Source organism: Lactobacillus sp. RTP31084st1_F9_RTP31084_210423, assembly GCF_040919545.1.
In the GTDB taxonomy this organism is placed as follows: domain Bacteria; phylum Bacillota; class Bacilli; order Lactobacillales; family Lactobacillaceae; genus Lactobacillus; species Lactobacillus paragasseri.
The window spans coordinates 369,010-389,630 of the sequence record NZ_JBCOVH010000002.1; the positions used below are offsets into that span (position 1 = coordinate 369,010).

Annotated in this window: 16 protein-coding genes; 15 read left to right on the top strand and 1 reads right to left on the bottom strand. The window is 36.0% G+C overall.

Features of this window, described 5'->3' with window-relative positions:
* Nucleotides 1-19: 19 nt before the first annotated feature.
* From AB5359_RS07165 to AB5359_RS07200, 8 genes are all read left to right on the top strand, one after another.
* On the top strand, nt 20-1,309 hold the full coding sequence (locus AB5359_RS07165) for an adenylosuccinate synthase (RefSeq protein ID WP_077410148.1): 1,290 nt from the start codon (nt 20-22) through the stop codon (nt 1,307-1,309).
* A gap of 3 nt (nt 1,310-1,312) precedes the next feature.
* Entirely contained in the window at nt 1,313-2,608 is a 1,296-nt protein-coding gene (purB, locus tag AB5359_RS07170; protein ID WP_368279877.1) for an adenylosuccinate lyase, read from the top strand.
* A 77-nt stretch (nt 2,609-2,685) separates the two neighbouring features.
* Entirely contained in the window at nt 2,686-3,135 is a 450-nt protein-coding gene (locus AB5359_RS07175) for a bis(5'-nucleosyl)-tetraphosphatase (protein ID WP_048685690.1), read from the top strand.
* A gap of 115 nt (nt 3,136-3,250) precedes the next feature.
* Nucleotides 3,251-3,550, top strand: coding sequence for a type II toxin-antitoxin system RelB/DinJ family antitoxin (locus AB5359_RS07180; RefSeq protein WP_003652023.1), 300 nt, complete (start codon nt 3,251-3,253; stop codon nt 3,548-3,550).
* A complete protein-coding gene (locus AB5359_RS07185; protein ID WP_020807867.1) occupies nt 3,550-3,858 on the top strand; it encodes a type II toxin-antitoxin system YafQ family toxin in 309 nt (102 codons plus the stop codon). The genes AB5359_RS07180 and AB5359_RS07185 overlap by 1 nt, the downstream gene beginning before the upstream one ends.
* A 99-nt stretch (nt 3,859-3,957) precedes the next feature.
* Nucleotides 3,958-5,145 carry a CoA transferase gene (locus AB5359_RS07190; RefSeq protein WP_048685693.1) on the top strand — a complete coding sequence of 396 codons (1,188 nt, stop codon included), beginning with the start codon at nt 3,958-3,960 and terminating at the stop codon, nt 5,143-5,145.
* A gap of 185 nt (nt 5,146-5,330) precedes the next feature.
* Nucleotides 5,331-6,149: a helix-turn-helix domain-containing protein gene (locus AB5359_RS07195; RefSeq protein ID WP_048685695.1), complete on the top strand. Its 819-nt coding sequence runs from the start codon at nt 5,331-5,333 to the stop codon at nt 6,147-6,149.
* A gap of 101 nt (nt 6,150-6,250) precedes the next feature.
* Nucleotides 6,251-6,715: a hypothetical protein gene (locus tag AB5359_RS07200; RefSeq protein ID WP_003647734.1), complete on the top strand. Its 465-nt coding sequence runs from the start codon at nt 6,251-6,253 to the stop codon at nt 6,713-6,715.
* A gap of 135 nt (nt 6,716-6,850) precedes the next feature.
* Here the strand turns inward: AB5359_RS07200 and AB5359_RS07205 are convergent, their stop codons facing one another.
* Complete coding sequence (locus AB5359_RS07205) at nt 6,851-8,782, bottom strand: ABC-F family ATP-binding cassette domain-containing protein (protein ID WP_077410150.1); 1,932 nt, start codon at nt 8,780-8,782, stop codon at nt 6,851-6,853.
* Nucleotides 8,783-8,947: 165 nt separating this feature from the next.
* Here AB5359_RS07205 and AB5359_RS07210 point away from each other — a divergent pair, with 165 nt between their 5' ends.
* The 7 genes from AB5359_RS07210 to AB5359_RS07240 all read left to right on the top strand — a co-directional run.
* On the top strand, nt 8,948-9,592 hold the full coding sequence (locus AB5359_RS07210; protein WP_048685699.1) for a redox-sensing transcriptional repressor Rex: 645 nt from the start codon (nt 8,948-8,950) through the stop codon (nt 9,590-9,592).
* Nucleotides 9,593-9,729: 137 nt separating this feature from the next.
* Entirely contained in the window at nt 9,730-10,296 is a 567-nt protein-coding gene (locus AB5359_RS07215) for a TIGR00730 family Rossman fold protein (protein WP_048685701.1), read from the top strand.
* A gap of 170 nt (nt 10,297-10,466) precedes the next feature.
* Nucleotides 10,467-10,925, top strand: a complete 459-nt coding sequence (locus AB5359_RS07220) for a LytTR family DNA-binding domain-containing protein (RefSeq protein ID WP_368279880.1) — start codon at nt 10,467-10,469, stop codon at nt 10,923-10,925.
* A complete protein-coding gene (locus AB5359_RS07225; RefSeq protein WP_020807873.1) occupies nt 10,922-11,680 on the top strand; it encodes a hypothetical protein in 759 nt (252 codons plus the stop codon). Before AB5359_RS07220 ends, AB5359_RS07225 begins: the two co-directional genes overlap by 4 nt.
* A 701-nt stretch (nt 11,681-12,381) precedes the next feature.
* Nucleotides 12,382-12,666, top strand: coding sequence for a co-chaperone GroES (groES, locus tag AB5359_RS07230; RefSeq protein WP_003647727.1), 285 nt, complete (start codon nt 12,382-12,384; stop codon nt 12,664-12,666).
* 31 nt (nt 12,667-12,697) lie between these two features.
* On the top strand, nt 12,698-14,329 hold the full coding sequence (gene groL, locus AB5359_RS07235) for a chaperonin GroEL (RefSeq protein WP_020807874.1): 1,632 nt from the start codon (nt 12,698-12,700) through the stop codon (nt 14,327-14,329).
* 292 nt (nt 14,330-14,621) lie between these two features.
* The coding region (locus AB5359_RS07240; RefSeq protein WP_368287201.1) for a Rib/alpha-like domain-containing protein at nt 14,622-20,621 on the top strand (6,000 nt) is incomplete at its 3' end.

The following is a 20,621-nucleotide window of genomic DNA, read 5'->3' on the forward strand; positions in this document are numbered from 1 at the left end:
TTTTATGAGGTGAAATCAAATGACAGCAATAGCAGTTGTAGGTAGTCAATGGGGCGACGAAGGAAAGGGTAAAATTACCGATTTCTTAAGTAAAGATGCAGCAATGGCTGTACGTTCAAATGGTGGTAACAATGCAGGCCACACTATTGAAATTGGTGACAAGACTTTCAAGATGCGCCTAATTCCATCTGGAATTTTTGCTGCTAAGAAGGGTGCTGTAATTGGTAATGGTGTCGTTATCAATCCAGAAGTAATGTTCGGAGAATTAGACAACCTTGAAAAAGAAGGTATCGATATTAGTGGCTTGAAGATTTCTAATCGAGCACACGTAATTATGCCTTACCACATTTTGCAAGATACTTATCAAGAAGAAGCTAAGGGTGACAAGAAGATCGGAACTACCAAGAATGGTATCGGCCCTTGTTACATGGATAAGGCTTCAAGAATTGGTATTCGCGTTTGCGATTTACTTGAAAGAGATACTTTTGAAGAAAAATTACGTACTAATTTAGCTGAAAAGAATGCTTTATTCACTAAGGTTTATAACAAACCTGCTCTTAAGTTTGAAGATATTTTTGAAAAATACCTTGAATACGGTCAAAAGATGAGGAAGTACGTTACTGATACTTCAGTAGTAGTTAATGATGCGTTAGATAAGAATGAAAAAGTCTTATTCGAAGGTGCGCAAGGCGTAATGCTTGATATTGATGAAGGTACTTACCCATACGTAACTTCATCAAACACTATTTCTGGCGGAATTGCTTCTGGTATCGGTATGGGAGCTAACCGTTTGAATACTGTAATTGGTGTCTGCAAGGCTTACACTACTCGTGTTGGTGAAGGTCCATTCCCAACTGAATTATTAGATGAAGTTGGTGATCGCATTCGTGAAACTGCTCATGAATATGGTACTGTTACTGGTCGTCCACGTCGTGTTGGTTGGTTTGACTCAGTAGCTCTTCGTCACGCAAAGCGTGTTGCGGGTATCAATGCTTTAAGCTTGAACTTATTAGATGTATTTTCTGGCTTTGACAAGATTAAGATTGCTACTGCTTATGAACTTGATGGTAAGAAGATTGACTACTACCCAGCAAGCTTGAAAGAATTATACAGATGTAAGCCTGTTTACGAAGAATTACCAGCTTGGGATGAAGATATTACTAATGTAAAAACTTGGGAAGACTTACCAGAAAACGCTAAGAAATTCTTGAACCGCGTTTCTGAATTAGTTGGTGTTCCTTTAGTTACTGTTTCTGTTGGTCCAGATCGTGAACAAACTATTGTTTTGAAGAATCCTTGGGAAATGTAATTTATGCTAGAACGTTATACTCGTCCCGAAATGGGCAAAATTTGGTCATTAAAAAATAAATATGCTGCTTGGTTAAAGGTTGAAATTGCAGCAACTAATGCTTGGGCAGAGCTTGGTGAAGTTCCTGCTGAAGATGCTAAGAAAATTGCTGATAATGCTTCTTTTACAGTAGAACGCGTTAGTGAATTAGAAGCAATTACGCACCACGATGTTGTTGCTTTTACAAGAACAGTTTCTGAGAGTTTAGGCGAAGAAAAGAAGTGGGTTCACTTTGGCTTAACTTCAACCGACGTTGTGGATACTGCACAAGGCTATATCTTAAAACAAGCTGACGAAATTATTCTTAAAGATTTAGAGACCTTAAAAGAAACAATTGCAGATAGTGCTCGTAAGTATAAGTACACTGTTGAAATGGGAAGAACTCATGGTGTTCAAGCAGAGCCAACTACTTTTGGTTTGAAGTTAGCTCGTTGGTATGCAGAAATTAATCGTGACATTGAACGCTTCAAGGCAGCTGCTAAAGATGTTGAATCTGGTAAAATTTCTGGAGCGGTTGGTACTTTTGCCAACGTTCCACCAGCAGTTGAAACTAGCGTTTTGAAGCAACTGGGATTAACTCAGCAACCAGTTACTAGTCAAGTTTTGCCAAGAGACTTACATGCTTACTACATCGCTACGATTGCTTTGATTGCTACAAGTATTGAAAATTGGGCAACAGAAATTCGCGGTTTGCAACGTAGTGAAATTCATGAAGTTGAAGAGCACTTTAGAGCTGGTCAAAAAGGTTCTTCTGCAATGCCTCACAAGCACAATCCAATTGGTTCTGAAAACTTATGCGGTATGGCTCGAGTAATGCGTGGCTTTATGGTGCCAGCTTATGAAGATGTAGCTTTATGGCATGAGAGAGATATTTCTCATTCAAGTGCTGAACGTGTGATTTTACCTGATGCAACAATTGTAATTGATTATATGTTAAACCGGTTTAACCGGATTTTGACTAACTTAGATGTTTTCCCTGAAACAATGCTTAAGAATATGGATCGTACTTATGGTTTGATTTATTCACAACGGGTGCTTTTGAAGTTAATTGATGAAGCAGGTTTGTCACGTGAAAAAGCATATGATATGGTGCAAAAATTAGCTAATAAGTCATGGCAAGAACAGACTTCATTTAGAAAGTTAATTGAAGATAGCGAAGTTATGAACTACTTGTCTGAAGCTGATTTAGATGATGCCTTTGATTATCATTATCACTTGAAGCATGTGGATGAGATTTTTGAAAAATGCGGCTTAGATTAGGATAGAAATAGAAACGTTTTGTTGGATATAATTATGTCTGACAGAACGTTTTTTATTTTGGGGAGAGATATTTGATCATGAAACATGAACATTCAGCAGGTGCAATTATCTGGCGCAAGAAAAATAACGAAATTCAATATTTATTAATTCAAAGTCAGCCTTATAAGCAATTTAAGAGTGCGTGGGCTTTTTCAAAAGGACACCTTGAAGCTGGAGAAACAGCGCAAGAAGCTGCAAAACGAGAAATTTTTGAAGAAGTAGGTTTGAAGCCTGAATTTAATTTTGATTTTAGTGAAAGCTATTCATATCAAGTTACTTCAGAAATTGAAAAGACTGTAACTTTATTTTTAGCAAAATATAATCCTGATCAGAAAATAAAACGGCAAGAAAGTGAAATTAGGCAAACTGCTTGGCTAAACTATGAAGATGCGCAGAAAAGAATTAGAGAGCAAAACTTTAAGGAATTCACTTTCGAAGATTTGTCTTCTATTTTGGAAAAGGCTAATGATTATTTGAATGGACATTGATTTTGAGAATAGAGCCTGATGAGATTCTTTATAATTCAAGTAAGATTATATCTAGTTAAAATTAAATACAATGTATATAAATTGTAGTATAATTTTAGAAAAGGGAGTGATTAATATGGCACATACATATAGTTATCGTGCAGATTCTAAAGATCATGATGAAGTTAAAAGAATTTTAGATAATCTAGGTTTAGATATGTCTACTAGTATTAAAATGTATTTTAAACAAATTATTAGACATAATGGAATTCCCTTTTCAGTAACTAATTCTGATACGCTTACAGAAGATACTAAGAAAGCTCTTTTACTTGCAGAAGCTAAGGATATGGGCTTAATTGAAGACGATACTCCAGCCTTTAAAGATACTAATAAATTGATTAGTTATATGAAAAAACGTGCAAAGGAATTAGAGTAATGTATGAAATAAAAGCCGAAGATACTTTTATTCAGGATGTAAATCGTTGGAGTAAGAAAGTTACTGAGTTATGGGATGAAATTCAAGCAATAACTTCATATATGCAAGAAACTGGAGAAATACCGGAAGAATATGATCCACATCTTTTAACTAATGAAGAGCTGAATTATGTAGGATATTTTGAGTTTCATTTATTTGAGGGGAAACTTGACTTGCTTGTTATTCATACAAAAAACAGAAATAAAAAAGTCTTTCGATTGGTTAGACTAGGGTCTCATAATGAATTATTTCATTCTGATTTACGATAATTAAAATTAAAGTCGTTGCTATCAAACGGCTTTTTATTTTGCTCATTTTTATCTAAAATAAGACTTGAATACAGTTAAAACAAGAAAGTGTATATAAAAATGTCAGAACCAAATTATGCCAAGTTAGAAGCAAGCAACCCTCATTTAGATAAAGAGAAGCCATATCCATTAGCTGGGATCTTAGTTGTGGATTTCACCCATGTCTTGTCAGGTCCAACTTGTACAAGAATGCTTGCTGACGCAGGTGCACGAGTAATCCACATTGAGAGAAAAACAGGGGATGATACGCGTCACATGGGACCATACATTGCGGATGGTTCAAGTGAATATTTCAGAATCTGCAATGCAGGAAAAGAATCAATTGCCTTAGATCTGAAAGATCCAAAAGACCATGTCTTAGCTGAAAAAATGATTGCCAAGGCAGATGTAGTTGTAGAAAACTTCCGTCCAGGTGTGATGGCGCGTTTAGGTTTTGCTCCAGAAGAAATGGTGAAGAAGTATCCTAAATTGATTTTTGCATCAGTATCTGGCTTTGGACAATATGGACCTTGGTCAAAGCAAGCTGCGTACGACACAATTATTCAAGCTGTTTCGGGATTAATGGATGCCACAGGTGAACCGAACGGTAAGCCAACACGTGTTGGAACTTCAGTTTCTGATGTTGTTGCAGGAATCATGGGTTATAGCGCTATTACCACCGCCTTAGTTGCAAGAGAGCGCACTGGAAAAGGAACCACAATAGATGTTTCGATGCTAGATTCCACATTTTCATTAATGGTGCAGGACTTGATGCTTGCTCTTGGGCCACATGAAGTACCACACAGAATTGGTAATCGCCACCCTGACATGTATCCATTCGATACCTTTGATTGTCAAGATCAGCCAATTGCTATTTGTTGTGGTAATGACCACTTATGGAGTTTATTATCTAATGCATTAGGCCACGAAGAATGGATTAATCAAGCAGATTTTAAGACGAATGATTTGCGTGAGAAAAACTGGCAAAAAGTAAAAAATGCAATGCAAGATGTGCTTAAAACTAAGCCTGCTGCTGAGTGGGACAAGATCTTACACGAAGCAGGTGTGCCAGCTGGTTTAGTGCTCAATGTGGATAAGACCAGACGCCTTGATCAAATTATTGAGCGCGGGATGGTTAAGACTTTGCCCGATGGCAATGAAGTTTTAGGTTCACCACTCAAGTATGGAACTTGGAATTCTTATGGATTACAAAAAGATGCACCGAAATTGAACGAACAAGGTGAGCAGATTCGTAAGGAATTTGAATAAAAATAGACATGAAAAAAGATCAAGATTTTCTATTTTTTGAGAATCTTGATCTTTTTCATATGGCGTAAAGATTTTTTTAACATTAAATCTTTATTTCTAGCCTATTCTACTATATTCTAAACTCTACTATTGTTATATAATTAACAAAAAATTAATAAATTATAAAAATACTAGGAGATGAAATTATGACAATTGGAGAAGCACTGTATGAAGAGCGACAAAAATTAGGATTAACGCAAGAAAATATGGTGAAGGGAATTATTAACAAAGGGCATTATTCTAAAATTGAACGAGGATTGGAAAATATTTCAATTGATACATTGTTTAGAATTATTTTGAAACACCATATTGATATTAGTGACTTTTTCAATAAAGTGAAAGACAATTATTATACTTTTGAAGATAAAAAAGCTGAAGAACTAAAGCAAAAGATAATGTACGCTTTTAATAATAATCAAAGAGAAGAATTAAGAATATATTTAAATGAAATTTTGGATTTAAAAGAGCATCAGATTTTTAAATATCGAACCGTAATTGCTATCGCATCTTTAGAAAATAATTTAGCTGACTTAAGTCCATCTTTTAAAAATAAAATAGTTACTAAATTTTCCGAGCATGAAAATTGGTTTGAAAATATTGGAGCATTACAGTTATTTTCTGACTGTATGAAAATATTTACTTTGGAACAGCTAGACTATTTTCTTAGTCAACTGTTAAAGCATTATCAAAAACATACTTATTCTGAAAGTATGCAAGAAAGAATAGCAATTATTTGCAATAATTATCTTTGCTATTGTTATAAGCAAAAAATAGTTGGAAGTAATATTCAAAATGCATTGAGCTATTTAAAAAATTTAGAACCGATTGGTCATTTTTTACTTTATAAAATATGTTATGATCTATATTTTTATTTATTTGAAGGTAATACAGAAAAAGCAGATGAAATAAAGAAATTGTTGATTAATTGTGGATATCAAGACTGTATTGAACGGTGGCAAATTTAGTTGTGTCTGACGCAACTAATTAAGTAAATATGAAAAAAGATGTGATAATTGTGAGCAATAAAATATAAGTAGGTTACGTTTACCTAGAAGGGAGGACAAAGATGAAAAATAAGAAATTAGTTGTGACTGCTTTGGTAGCTTTATTACTTTTAGTAGGCGGTGGAGTATGGTTTTATCATAATCAGACGACTGTCCCTAAAGGCTGGGTTAATCAAAGCTTAATGACTTTGGAAAAATCAGATAATAAACTGAGTAATTCTTTTTATTTGATGTTTGACAAAAATACAGCCTATCTGGCTACACGCTTAGGGGGTAATGAAGAAAGCAAACCTTCAAAATTAAGTAAAGATATTTTAAATGCTTTTTCATTGAAAGAAAATGAACGCCCACAAGCAGGTCAATGGGTAAAATTGGGCAGAGTTAAAACCGAAAAGTTGAAAAATGGTTACAAATTTAAAACGCGTAAAGTAACTTTTATTTTAAAGAAGACTGCTAATGGTGCTTATCAAAGCCAAGATGGTACTTATTGGCAATTTGTTCCAGAAGGAGTGGCAGAAAGTAAATAATCAAAATGGATATAAGTGACATTAATATTAACCAATATAAAAAATATGCCTAATTAGATTTTGTTAGTCTAACTAGGCATATTTTTATTTATAAGTATTGCAGAAATTGAGTATAGTCAATCTTGATCTTTAACTTTATTCAAATTCATCTAGTGCATCCAAGGCATTTTCCCAGTCATTATTTGCCTGGTCTAATTGCTTTTGAACAGCAGATAATTTTTCTTGCAGTGGTCCAAGCTTTTCAAATGAAGCGGCAATATCTGGATTTGCCATTTCAGTTTGAATTTCTTTTTCTTCTGCTTCTAATTTTTCAATCTTAGCTTCAGCATCGCTAACTGCACGTTCTAATTTCCTCTTTTGAGAATCACGTGCCTTTTGTTCTTGGTAAGATAGTTTACCTTTATTTTGATTAGCCGATGTGGTAGTTTCAGTTTCTGCTTTTTGTGCTTCTGCTTCTTGAGCAGCTGCAGCTTGCTTAGCCTTTTCATCTAGGTAGTAAGAATAGTTACCATTATAGATCTTAGCGTGGCCATCGCGAACAGAAATAATCTTGTTAGCTAACTCATTAATGAAGTAACGGTCGTGAGAAACGAAGAGCAATGTTCCATCGTAATTATCTAGTGCTTCTTCAAGAACTTCTTTAGCTTCAATATCTAAGTGGTTGGTAGGTTCGTCCATTAGTAAGAAGTTATCTTTTTCAAGAGACAAAACAGTTAGAGTCAGCCGCGCTTTTTGACCACCAGATAATTGACCAACTGTCTTATCAATATCTTCGGCAGTGAACAAGAAGGAAGCCAAAATAGATCGGACGTCTTTTTCAGGCATTGTCTTGTGACGATCCCAAATTGTATCAAGAACAGTTTTTGAAGGATCTAAACTTTGGAGTTCTTGATCATAGTAACCAATATCTAAACTTGCACCATATTTAATTGAACCACCTTTTGGTTCAAGCTTTTTCATAATGGTTTTGAGCAAGGTAGACTTACCAATTCCGTTAGGGCCGATAATAGCAACGCGGTCATTCTTATTGACTTGGAAGTCGATATCGGAAACCATTACCTTATCAGGATAGCCGATCGTCAGATCCTTAGCGATCAGTACTTCTTTTCCAGAAGGACGTTCGCTAGTGAAGTTAATACGAACTTTTTGCTTGTGCTTAGGTGGCTTGATACGCTCCATCTTGTCCAAAACTTTACGCCGGCTTTGGGCGCGTTTAGTAGTAGAAGCACGAACTAGGTTCTTTTGAATGAACTCTTCTTCCTTTTTAATCTTTTCTTGCTGTTTTTCATAAGCGGCTTCTTGCTGGCTATCCATCAATTCACGTTCTTTAACGTATTGACTGTAATTACCCTTGAAAGTAGTCAGCTTTCCAAAGTTCAGTTCAAAAATTTGATTAGCTAAGTGATCTAAGAAGTACTGGTCGTGAGAAACAGTAATAATTGCGCCTTGATAATTCTTTAGGAACGTTTCTAACCAATCTAAAGTGTCTAAGTCAAGGTAGTTAGTAGGTTCGTCAAGCAGCAGTACTGGTGGCTTTTGTAAAAGCAATTTAACAAAGGCAAGTCGTGTCTTTTCACCGCCAGAAAGGGTGCCAATTACCTTATTCCAAGTATTTTCTTTAAAATTAAAACCGTTAAGAATACTCTTAATTTCAGCCTGGTGGGTAAAGCCGCCTTCTTGTTCGAAGTCGTAAGCTAATTGATCATACCGCTTGAGCAAGTCTTCATCTTCGGGATGGTCGGCAATTTGCTCTTGCATTTTAGTGATTTTTTTATTTTTTTCGATTAAATCATTAAAGACAGTAAGCATTTCATCCCAGATTGTTTTGTCTTCATCGAGGCCATTTTCCTGAGCGATGTAGCCGACTTTTAATCCCTTATTAATAGTAAATTGACCACTAGTTGGTTCTTGTTGACCAGTCATGATCTTTAATAAGGTAGTTTTTCCGGCTCCGTTAGGTCCAACAAGACCGATTCTGGCATTGTCAGGAACCGAGAAAGAAATGTTACTGAAGATAATATTGCCTCCAAAACGTTGTTCGAGGTCTTGAGCTTGTGCAATAATCATAATTATTTTCTCCTAGTGCTTATTTTAACATAGTGAATCTTTTAAATTTTATGAAAATATGACCTTTGTGAAAATTGTTTCTTGATTTATCCTTAAAGAATGCCTATTATTAGTTTGATTAGTAAATATTTCACATTCGTATTTATAAAAGAAAGAGGCCTCTTAATGGATGAAATTAAGATTCCTAAGGCTACTGCCAGACGCTTGCCGCTATATTATCGCTATTTAATCTTTTTAAATGATGAAGGAAAAGAAAAAGTGTCCTCAACTGAACTTGCGGAAGCAGTTCAAGTTGACAGTGCTTCAATTCGTCGTGATTTTTCTTACTTTGGTGCCTTAGGTAAGCGTGGCTATGGCTATGATGTTAAGAACTTGCTTAATTTCTTTAAAAAGATTTTGAACCAAGATACTTTAACTAACGTTGCCTTAGTTGGTGTTGGTAATATGGGACATGCGCTTTTGAATTATAACTTCAAGCGTACTAATAATATCAGAATTAGCGCTGCTTTTGACATTAATCCTGAAATTACTGGAACAATTATGTCAGGTGTGCCTGTTTATGATATGAGTGAAATGAAGAAGCAGCTTCGTGAGCAACAAATTACGATTGCAATCCTTTGTGTACCGCAAACAGCAGCGCAAAAGACTGCCAATGAAATGTTTGATGCTGGGATTAAAGGGATCATGAACTTTACGCCACTTCGTTTATCTGCACCTTCTAGGGTTCGTGTACAAAATGTTGACTTGGCAACTGAACTTCAAACTTTAATCTATTTCCTGGATTCAGATAAAGATAAGAACAAAAAATAATTTACTATTAATATTGCTTTTGCACAAGCTTAATTAGGCTTGTGTATTTTTTATACATTTTTATTTGTAATCAGAAAGAAAATAATTTTAAGATAAATAGGCATAGAATTTTTAAATTTAGAAATAAGGTAGATAAAATGATTAAAAAAATGGCAGTTTATTGTGGTGCACGCTCAGGTAACCGCCCTGAATATGCTAAAGCTGCTTATGAATTTGGTAAAAAAATGGTAGACCACCAGATCGAGCTAGTCTATGGCGGAGGCAAGTATGGTTTAATGCGAGCCGTTGCTGATGGAGTTTTAGAAAATGGCGGTATTGTTCATGGCATTATTACTGAAGAATTAAAAGATCGTGGTGCAGCTTACGATAAGGTGCAAGATTTTCGCGTGGTCCCAAGTATGGATAAGCGAAAAGATACGATGATGAACTTGGCTGATGGGATGGTAGCTCTTCCTGGCAGTATTGGTACTTTAGAAGAAATAAGTCAAGCTATTTCTTGGACTGCAATTGGCGATAATGCTAAGCCCGTTGCTTTTTATAACTATGCTGGTTTTTATGATTATTTAGATAAGTTGTTGAAGCGCATGAATCAGGATGATTTTTTAGAAAATATTTACTTAGATACGGTCTATTTTGGAACTGATTTTGATAAGATTTTGCAGTTTATGGAGGATTATCAGGCTCCGGCTTATCGTGAATATTGATTTATTAAACTAAAGAAGCATAATCTAAATTTCCCCCTCGTATTTAGGTTCATGCTTCTTTTTTTGACCACTTAGAACTTTAAAATGACCGCTTAGTCAATTTCACTAGATTTTAATCTTATATTCATGTTTAATATAAATATCAAGAACGAAACAAGGAAGTGAGAATTGTGAAAGTTAAGCTTGAACTTGATCCAGATCAGCAAGAGACAGAAATAACGATTCATGCTAAAAGCTTAACGCCTGAAGTAGAAAGAATATATCATCAACTTCAAACTGATTCAGAACATCCTGATCAAATTGAGGGGATGATGGACAATACTTCTTATTATTTAAGTATTAACAATATTCTCTTTTTTGAAACAGACGCTAAGCAGGTAATGGCGCATACGACGAGGAATGCATATTTTGTTAAGTATAAATTATATGAACTAGAAAACTTATTAAGTGGACAGTTCATGCGAGTATCGAGATCGACTATTTTAAATTTAGATCAGATCTACGCTGTTACTAAATCGATTTCTAATTGTCAGATTAAGTTTCATGATTCCTATAAGACAGTCTATGTTTCAAGAAGATATTACCGAGATTTAAATGAAAGATTAAAAGAGAGAAGGGCATTATCATGAGAAAGGCCAGTTTTGGAAGAATTCTTTGGGGGTTAGGTTTACTTGCGGCAGCTGCGTTTTTGGTTTTAGATCAGCTCCACTTGATGCCATTAGAATTAGGCTTTTGGGCAATTTTTTGGACAGTAGTCTTTGGAGCAACCTTAATCACTTCTTTAATTAATAAAAGTTTAGGCGGCAGCATCTTTTCAATTGCTTTCCTATTAATCATTTATGCTAAACCACTTCATATTGAACGTATTGTTCCTTGGACAGTACTTTTAGCAGCATTCTTAATTTGGGGAGGTTTGAGATTAATCTTCAAAAAAAGCTGGAAGCCGACTGTGATTATCAATGGTGAAAAAGTTAATGCTAATTGGTCAGACCTGAAGGCACCACATAAATTTAAGGCTGAGCATGTATTTTCTGATACGTCTAGTTCAGATAATGATGACAATATTGTGATTAGCGAAAAGTTGTCTTCTACTTCACGTTATGTTCATTCGCAACACTTAGAAACGGTGACTGTGAATGTTTCAATGGGAGATGTTAATGTATATCTTGATTCAGCTAAGCCTGCTGGGGATGAAGTACTTGCTAACATCAATATGTCGATGGGAGATATAAATATTTACATTCCAACTTCTTGGAGAGTTGATGATCAACTTGAACATAAATTTGGTGATTTTACTATTGATGGTGATCAGCCAGCAGAAGGTCCAACATTAGTACTTCAAGGTCGTGCTAATATGGGGGATGTTACTATTAAGAGAGTTTAGAACTAGAAAAGTCAATCAGCTCTAATTTGAAGTAAAAATTAATTTGCTGTAAAATACTTGTAGTAAAGAAATACTTGTAGTATAAAAAAGAGAGCTACTGAGAATAGCTCTCTGAAGCACAAGCCGCTAAAAGTGCGGTGGCAAAATTATTATTAGCAAACTAAAAAGTCGCTATCAAACTCGGCCAAAAGTTATGGAGCGGTTTTTTTTGTTTGCTTATTTTTTCTTCCACAAATCGTGGATAGCCTTTATGAGCTTTTTTACGGCTTTTACCAACTTGGTCATATCTCGCACCAGCTTTACCAATAACAAGACAATACAATCCAAGAGCCCAATAAAGACATAGACAGCGCCAAGTAAGGCAACCATCAAGCAAAGTGTACCTCCTTTCAGTAAGATTCTGAACAATAGCTATTACACCATTGGCATCATCTCCTTAAACGAAAGTACCACCGCATATTTAACTTTTTGTGCTTGTTTAATTTTATCAAAAATTACAGACAATCCATATTGAATTTTTAAATAAATATTAAGTAAATTAGCACTTTTTAGCACTCAAACAATAAAAGTGCTAATTTTTGTGTCTAAATACTTGCTTTTCTTTTATAAACAAGGTACTATCGTAAATGTAAGTTAGCACTTATGAGATATGAGTGCTAAGTGATGTAATAATAGATTAAATATGTACAGGAGGGACTAACGTGTTACAACCAATTGGTGATCGCGTGATCGTTAAAGTAAAAGACGAAGAAGAAGAAAAAGTTGGAGGCATTGTCCTGGCTTCTAACGCTAAAGAAAAGCCTCAAATGGGTGAAATTATTGCCGTAGGAAATGGTAAGCGCAACGCAAACGGCGACTTAATTCCTATGTCAGTTGCAAAAGGTGAAACAGTATTCTTTGATAAATACTCTGGCACTAACTTGAAATACGAAGGCGAAAAGTACTTAGTACTTCGTGAAAGCGACTTATTAGCTGTCGTTAAGTAATTAAATTAGAAATAAAAGGTGGCATATAAATATGGCTAAAGACATTAAATTTTCTGAAAATGCAAGACGCTCATTATTAAAGGGTGTTGATAAATTAGCAGACACTGTTAAGACAACTTTAGGACCTAAGGGTAGAAATGTTGTTTTGGAAAAGAGCTATGGTGCTCCTGACATTACTAACGATGGTGTTACTATCGCTAAGAGTATTGACTTAGAAGATCACTTTGAAAACATGGGTGCAAAGCTTGTTTCTGAAGCTGCACAAAAGACTAACGATATTGCTGGTGACGGTACTACTACTGCTACTGTTTTAACTCAAGCAATTGTTCGTGAAGGTATGAAGAACGTTACTGCTGGTGCTAACCCAGTTGGTATTCGTCGCGGTATTGAAACTGCTACTAAGGCAGCTGTTGACGAATTACACAAGATCAGTCACAAGGTAAGCACCAAGGATGAAATTGCTCAAGTTGCTTCTGTTTCATCAGCTTCAACTGAAGTTGGTAACTTAATTGCTGACGCAATGGAAAAAGTTGGTCACGATGGTGTTATCACAATTGAAGAATCAAAGGGTATTGATACTGAACTTTCAGTAGTTGAAGGTATGCAATTCGATCGTGGTTACTTATCACAATACATGGTAACTGATAACGATAAGATGGAAGCAGACTTAGACAACCCTTACATTTTAATTACTGACAAGAAGATTTCTAACATTCAAGACATCTTGCCATTACTTCAAGAAATCGTTCAACAAGGTAAGAGTTTGTTAATCATTGCTGATGATGTTGATGGTGAAGCTCTTCCAACTCTTGTTTTGAACAAGATCCGTGGTACTTTCAATGTTGTTGCTGTTAAGGCTCCTGGCTTTGGCGATCGTCGTAAGGCAATGCTTGAAGATATCGCTATTTTAACTGGTGGTACTGTAATTTCTTCAGACTTAGGTCTTGAATTAAAGGACACTAAGATTGATCAATTAGGTAAGGCTGGCAAGGTCACTGTAACTAAGGATTCAACTACTATTGTTGAAGGTGCTGGCTCAAAGGATGCTATTAGTGAACGTGTTGACCAAATTAAGAAGCAAATTGCTGACACTACTTCAGACTTTGACCGTGAGAAGTTACAAGAACGTCTTGCTAAGCTTGCTGGTGGTGTTGCTGTTATCAAGGTTGGTGCTGCGACTGAAACTGAATTAAAGGAAAGAAAGTACAGAATCGAAGATGCCTTGAACGCAACCCGTGCCGCTGTTGAAGAAGGTTACGTTGCTGGTGGTGGTACTGCATTAGTTGATGTTATGAAGTCCATTCAAGGTAATGTTAAGGGCGATAGCCAAGACGCACAAACTGGTGTAAACATCGTTATGAAAGCTTTAGGTGCTCCTGTACGTCAAATTGCTGAAAATGCTGGTAAAGACGGTGCTGTTATCTTAGATCACTTAGAACATGAAGACCCAGAAATTGGTTACAATGCTGCAACTGACAAGTGGGAAAACATGGTTAAGGCTGGTATCATCGACCCAACTAAGGTAACTCGTTCAGCCCTTCAAAATGCTGCTTCAATTGCTGCTTTGTTGTTAACTACTGAAGCTGTCGTTGCTGATGCTCCAGAAGATGACAAGAACCAAGCCCCTGCAGCTCCAAACCCAGGTATGGGAATGGGAATGTAATTTAATTCCTAACAAAAAATAAGAAAGAATTATCATTATGACACTATTAGTTTACTGATAGGCATAATGTAAAAGAATCGAGCAATCGCTGATGGTTGCTCGATTCTTTTTTTATGGGCTTTGTAGGATTAAGGGATATTTCTTTAGTTTGTACGGCAATAAATATAAAAAAGTGAAATCGAATTCAATATTAGTATAGAATTTATAAAAATAAGTGTTATTATATAGTTGTCGATTGAAAACGTTATTTAATTAAGGAAATAACCATTTAGGTCTATTGGAGGTAATTTGTATGAGTAGTAATATGTTTGGAGATAAACACAACCATTATAGTATTAGAAAACTGTCCGTTGGGGCAGCATCTGTTTTAATTGGTGCCACAATTTACTTGGGGGGGGTAAACGCCCAAGCTGTACGCGCTGATAGTATTAATGGAGATGATACCGAACAAGTAGAGAAGAAGAATGAAGCTGATGCTAAGTCAGCAGAAGTAAAGACTACTGAACAAAAGCAAGAAAATAATAAGACAGCAGTTTCTGCTACTAATGAAAATGCTAAGCAAAATGTGGCTGAAAACACATCAGATAGTAAAAAGGTTGCATCAAATAGGGATGTTAATGTTATTAAAAACGATGACACTACTGATGAAAAAGCAGCTACTAAGTCTAGTGTTCAAGCAGATAAAGATGTTAATGCAAATAAGTTGGACACTAATACTGTTTCAGTGAATAAGCTTCAGAGAAATTTTAATGTTGCTGGACTTACTGAGAGCAAGGCTGCTAGTGTTGCAAATAGTGCCACTTCAGTCAAGGATTCAATGCAACAAAAGGTTACTAACTTGAAAAGTGAAGCAGGGGTTCAGAACATTAGAGGTGATGTGGTTGCTCGGACGGTAATATTAAACAAACCGAGTGGTCAAGAAACAATTAACCAGAAAGTACGATTTAAAGCATCGGTTAGTAGTTCAAATAAGTTTAACATAAACGGAAAAACAGGTATAGCGTATACTGCACAAATTATAGCTGCTGGATCAGACATTGATCTAAAAAAGTATAAAGTCACAGTTGATTCTGATACTGGTGAAATATTATCAGGTCAGGATTTGTATGATACACTTATGAATCTCCAACCAAGTGATTTTAAAGTTAATCTAGATGCTATCGATCAAAGCCAAATCGCCGTACCTGGTTATAGTTGGAAGATTACTAGTGCGACTCCAGCAGGAACAGATTTAGGAGCTGAAACATATACATTTGGTAATCCGCAAACGATTACGATAGATTATACTCGCGATGTCGAAGGTAATGTAACCAAAAAGGTTACAGAAATTATCGATAAGTTAGTAAATAATCAAATGACGACCGAACCAGCTAGAACAGTTATTCTAAAAAAGCCAACTGGGACTGAAACAATTGTTCAAAAAACTGATATTAGAGGATTAGCTAGAACAAGTAGTAAAACAGTAGCTGGCATAACTGAAAAAAAGATAGAAGTAGCTATTGCGCCTTATGTTGAACCGGATAAACCTTCTAGTCAATATTACAAGCAGTATACTATCACGTTTAATCCCGATACTGGACAAATAATTTCTGGTCAAAATGACTATGATCAATTAATGGCATTAAAACGTAGTGATTTTAAAGCTGAGTTACCTGCTATCAATCAAAGTCAAATCGACGTATCCGGTTATACTTGGAAAATTACCAGTGCAACTCCAACAGGAGCTAATTTAGAAGCTGAAACATATACATTTGGCCATCCACAAACGATTACGATAGATTATACAAAAGAAGTAAAACACACTGTAACCTATCAATTTAAAGATCCATTTGGTAATCAAGTAGGTAGTTCAGTGCCAGTAACCGGTGCAACTGGTAGCAATCAACCAGTTAGCTTAACTCTTCCAGCTGGTTACCAACTTGTATCAGGTAGCCTTCCAACTAGTGTTACTATCCCTACTAATAGTGATAAAACTATTTCGCTTCCTGTAAAATATCAACTTACAATCACTCTTTTAGGTGACAATACTATCAATTATGCAGGCCCTAACTGGCAAAGTATAGCTAAGAATAAGGATAATGTTTCCGCTAGTGGTTATAGAGTCAAGTTTAATGATGACGAAGCTGGTGTACAACTGACTAATGGAGATTTAACATATGATGGAAATGGAAATATCGGGACTTATCATGTTAGTCTAACTGAAAAGGGTCTTAATGACATTAAGGAGCAATTAGGGGATAATTTCATTTATCCAGATTTTAAAGATGTAACAAATAAGGCTACTTTAACTATAGATAAAGGAAATAAAGAAATTGAGCTTAATGGTTTAGATACAAAGGTATTTGATAATACTTCTACTCTTCCAGATCAGGATACTTTCTATTCAGGATTAAGTCTTGGTAATGATGATGTGGGTAGGATATCAATTTATAAGCATGACGGAACTATTACCACAATTCAATTAGCCCCTAATGATGTAGAATTTTGGCTCAATGGACAGAAAGTTGCTAAAGACCAGGCTAAGAATGTTGGAGAATATGATCTTCGTTTAACTGATGACTTTATTAATAAAGTTAAGTCTGCCGATGGTAATAATGGAAACAACTACGAGTGGACTTATGGAACTCATACTCCTAGTGGAGATACTACTTACACTGCTATATATAAGATCTATCAAGCAACCGGTAAGGCAAAGTTAAGTGGTAACAATTCTAAACTTTATGATGGCAATGCTGTAACTACTGCTGACGTCAATAAGGATGGAAAGATTACTATTGATTTAACTTTACCAGTCTATAACCCAGATAATGAGTCTCAATTATTGAGAACCGTTCCTTTAGGTAAGTACACACTCCAAGATGGTGACTATACTTGGGCTAATGGAACTGCGCCAACTAAAGGTGGTTCTTACACAATTAACTTAAACAAGGATAAAATCCTAGACCACTTAAAAGCTCGCTTGGTTGATTTAGCAGGGATGGGAACAGATCCTGACGATTCTACTAAGTCTTTAAGTAACGTAACCATTTCTGCTGATGATATGGATGGTCATGCAACATTCGCCATTGAGACGACTACAGCCTACCAATTTGTAGATGATGACGATAATGGTAGTAAAGTAGGTACTCCTGTAAGTAAAACAGGTCTTAAAGGTGAGAGTTCAAATATTAGTCTAACTGTTCCAACTAACTATGTTTTAGCTGCTGGTCAAACTTTACCAACTAATGTAACTTTTGGTGATACTAACACTACAGTTGATATTCACTTGAAGCATGCAACTAAGACTGTCGATAAGAATAATGTTCCAGATGGTTACACTAAAGATGATTTCGCTAAGACTATTAATCGTACAATTACTGCTAAAGAACCAACTGGTGATGTTGATTTAAGTCAAACAACTGAATTGACGAGAACTGGAACGTATGACGAAGTAACTAAGAAAGTTATTTCTTACGGCAACTGGACAACTGGTAGCTTTGATGAAGTTACAGCTCCAGAAGTTCCAGGTTATACACCAAGTCAAGCTAAGGTTGAAGGTGTAAGAGTAACTGCTGATAGTGACTTTGCTCCAGTTACGATTACTTATACTGCTAACCGTCATACTTTAAACATTAATTATGTTGATAAAGATGGCAATAAGATTGGCAATTCTTACCAAATTCCAGGTAGGACTGATGAAACAGTTGCTGTTGATGTTCCAGGACATGTTCCAGCAAACTGGGAACTTGTACCAAACCAGAAGTATACTACTTCAATTACATTTGGTTCAGATGATCCTCAAGATCAAAACTACGTAATTCAACATAAGACTACTACGACCGATGGTAGAGATCACAAGGACAATCAAGACTTATACCGTGAAGTTACGAGAACAATCTTAATGAAGGTTCCTAATGCAACGAGTCAAGGTAGAGAAACTGAAACTTTGAGTTTCTACAGAATTAAGACTCATGATGAAGTAACAGGTAAAGATACTTATAGTGACTGGACTTCAAATGTCACAGATAACACAACTGTCTTTGATGAGTTTGATGTTTCAAAGACTAATGATGGTAAAGAAATCGCTGCTGGGTACACACCAACTTCAAATGATGTAGTCTTAGAAGATAAGAATGGTGATAAATTTGTACCAAGTCAATCAGCCTTGAAGAATGGAGTTCCAGCAGACAGTTTCACTGTTGAAGTTGCTTACACACCAAATGCCCAAAAGACAACTGTAACTTATGTTGATAAAGATGGTAAAGAAATTACCAATCCAGATGGTAGTGTAATTCCTGGCAGTCATTATGATTTAACCGGTGTTACTGACCAAAGTAATGTACCAACTAATATTCAAAATAATGTACCAACTAACTGGCATATTACTGATCCAGATGTCCCAGCAATTATTACTTTTGGTGCGGATGGTCATACTCCAATCACAGTTCATGTAGCTCACAATACTAAGCCAGCTGATAAGGATAATGTTCCAGATGGATACAAGAAGGAAGACTTTGACAAGACAGTAATCCGTACAATTACTGCAAAAGAGCCAAGTGGCGATGTTGATCTAAGTCAACATGTTGAATTAACAAGAACTGGTACTTATGATGAAGTAACTAAGAAGGTTGTTTCATATAGTGATTGGACTACAGATAAGTTTGCCGAAGTATCTGCTCCAAATGTACCAGGTTACACTCCAAGTCAAGCTAAAGTTGATGGAGCTGATGTAACAGTAGATAGTAAGTTTGATCCAACTGTTATTACATATGCACCAAATGCACAGAAGACAACAGTAACTTACGTCGATAAAAACGGTAAGGAAATTACCAACTCAGATGGTAGTGTAATTCCTGGCAGTCATTATGATTTAACCGGTGTTACTGACCAAAGTAATGTACCAACTAATATTCAAAATAATGTACCAACTAACTGGCATATTACTGATCCAGATGTCCCAGCAACTATTACTTTTGGTGCGGATGGTCATACTCCAATCACAGTTCATGTAGCTCACAATACTAAGACTGTGGATAAAGATAATGTCCCAGATGGCTACAAGAGGGAAGACTTTGATAAGACTGTAACTCGTACAATTACTGCCAAAGAGCCAAGTGGCGATGTTGATCTAAGTCAACATGTTGAATTAACAAGAACTGGTACTTACGATGAAGTAACTAAAGAAGTTACGTACAACCCTTGGACTACTAGCAGCTTTGTTGAAGTAACTGCTCCAGAAGTAGCTGGTTATACTCCAAGTAAGGCTAGTGTAGAAGCAGTAGACAAGGTAACATCTGACTATGTTGATCCTAAGGTTGTAATTAACTATGTTCCAAACGATCAAAAAGGTAAGATTTCTTACGTTGACGATAAGACTAATACTGAAATAGGAACTACTTCATTGACTGGTAAGACTGATGAAGATGTAGTTATTAATCCAGTTGCACCAGCAGGCTGGAAGATTGTCGATGGTCAAAATATTCCTAAGACTGAAAAGGCTACTCCAAATGGTATTGATACTGTAATTGTCGAAGTTGAACACAAGACTACGACAGTCCCACCAACAGATCCAAAGACGCCAGAAGATAAGTTGCCTGATAATCCAGACAAGCACTACCCAGACGGCGTAAGTGAAAAAGACTTGAACAAGACAATTGTTCGTCAAATCACAGTAGTAAGACCAGATGGTACTAGAGAAAGTCACGATCAATCAGTTAAGTTAACTAGAACTGCTACAGTTGATGAAGTAACAGGTGAAGTAACTAAGTATAGCGATTGGACTACTGGAAACTTTGATGAATATGATGCTCCAGTAATTGCAGGTTACACACCAAGTCAAGCTAAAGTTGATGGAGTAAAGGTAACAGCTGATAGCAACTTTGATCCAGTTGTGATTACTTATGTTGAAGATCCAATTGGTCAAGACATCACAGTGAAGAAGGGCGACACCCCATCACCAGAAGATGACGTTAAGAATCATGGTGACTTAGACAAGGTCACTGATCCAAAGCATCCAGATGCTAAGACAACCTACACTTGGAAGAAGACGCCAGACACAAGCGTTCCAGGTAATGTCCCAGCAACAGTGATTGTTCATTACCCAGATGGTTCTAATAAGCTAGTTGATATTACAGTTCATGTTATAGATGAAACTCCAATACCAACCAAGGACCCAGATCCAATTGGTCAAGACATCACAGCAAAGAAGGGTGACACCCCATCACCAGAAGATGGCGTTAAGAATCATGGTGACTTAGACAAGGTCACTGATCCAAAGCATCCAGATGCTAAGACAACCTACACTTGGAAGAAG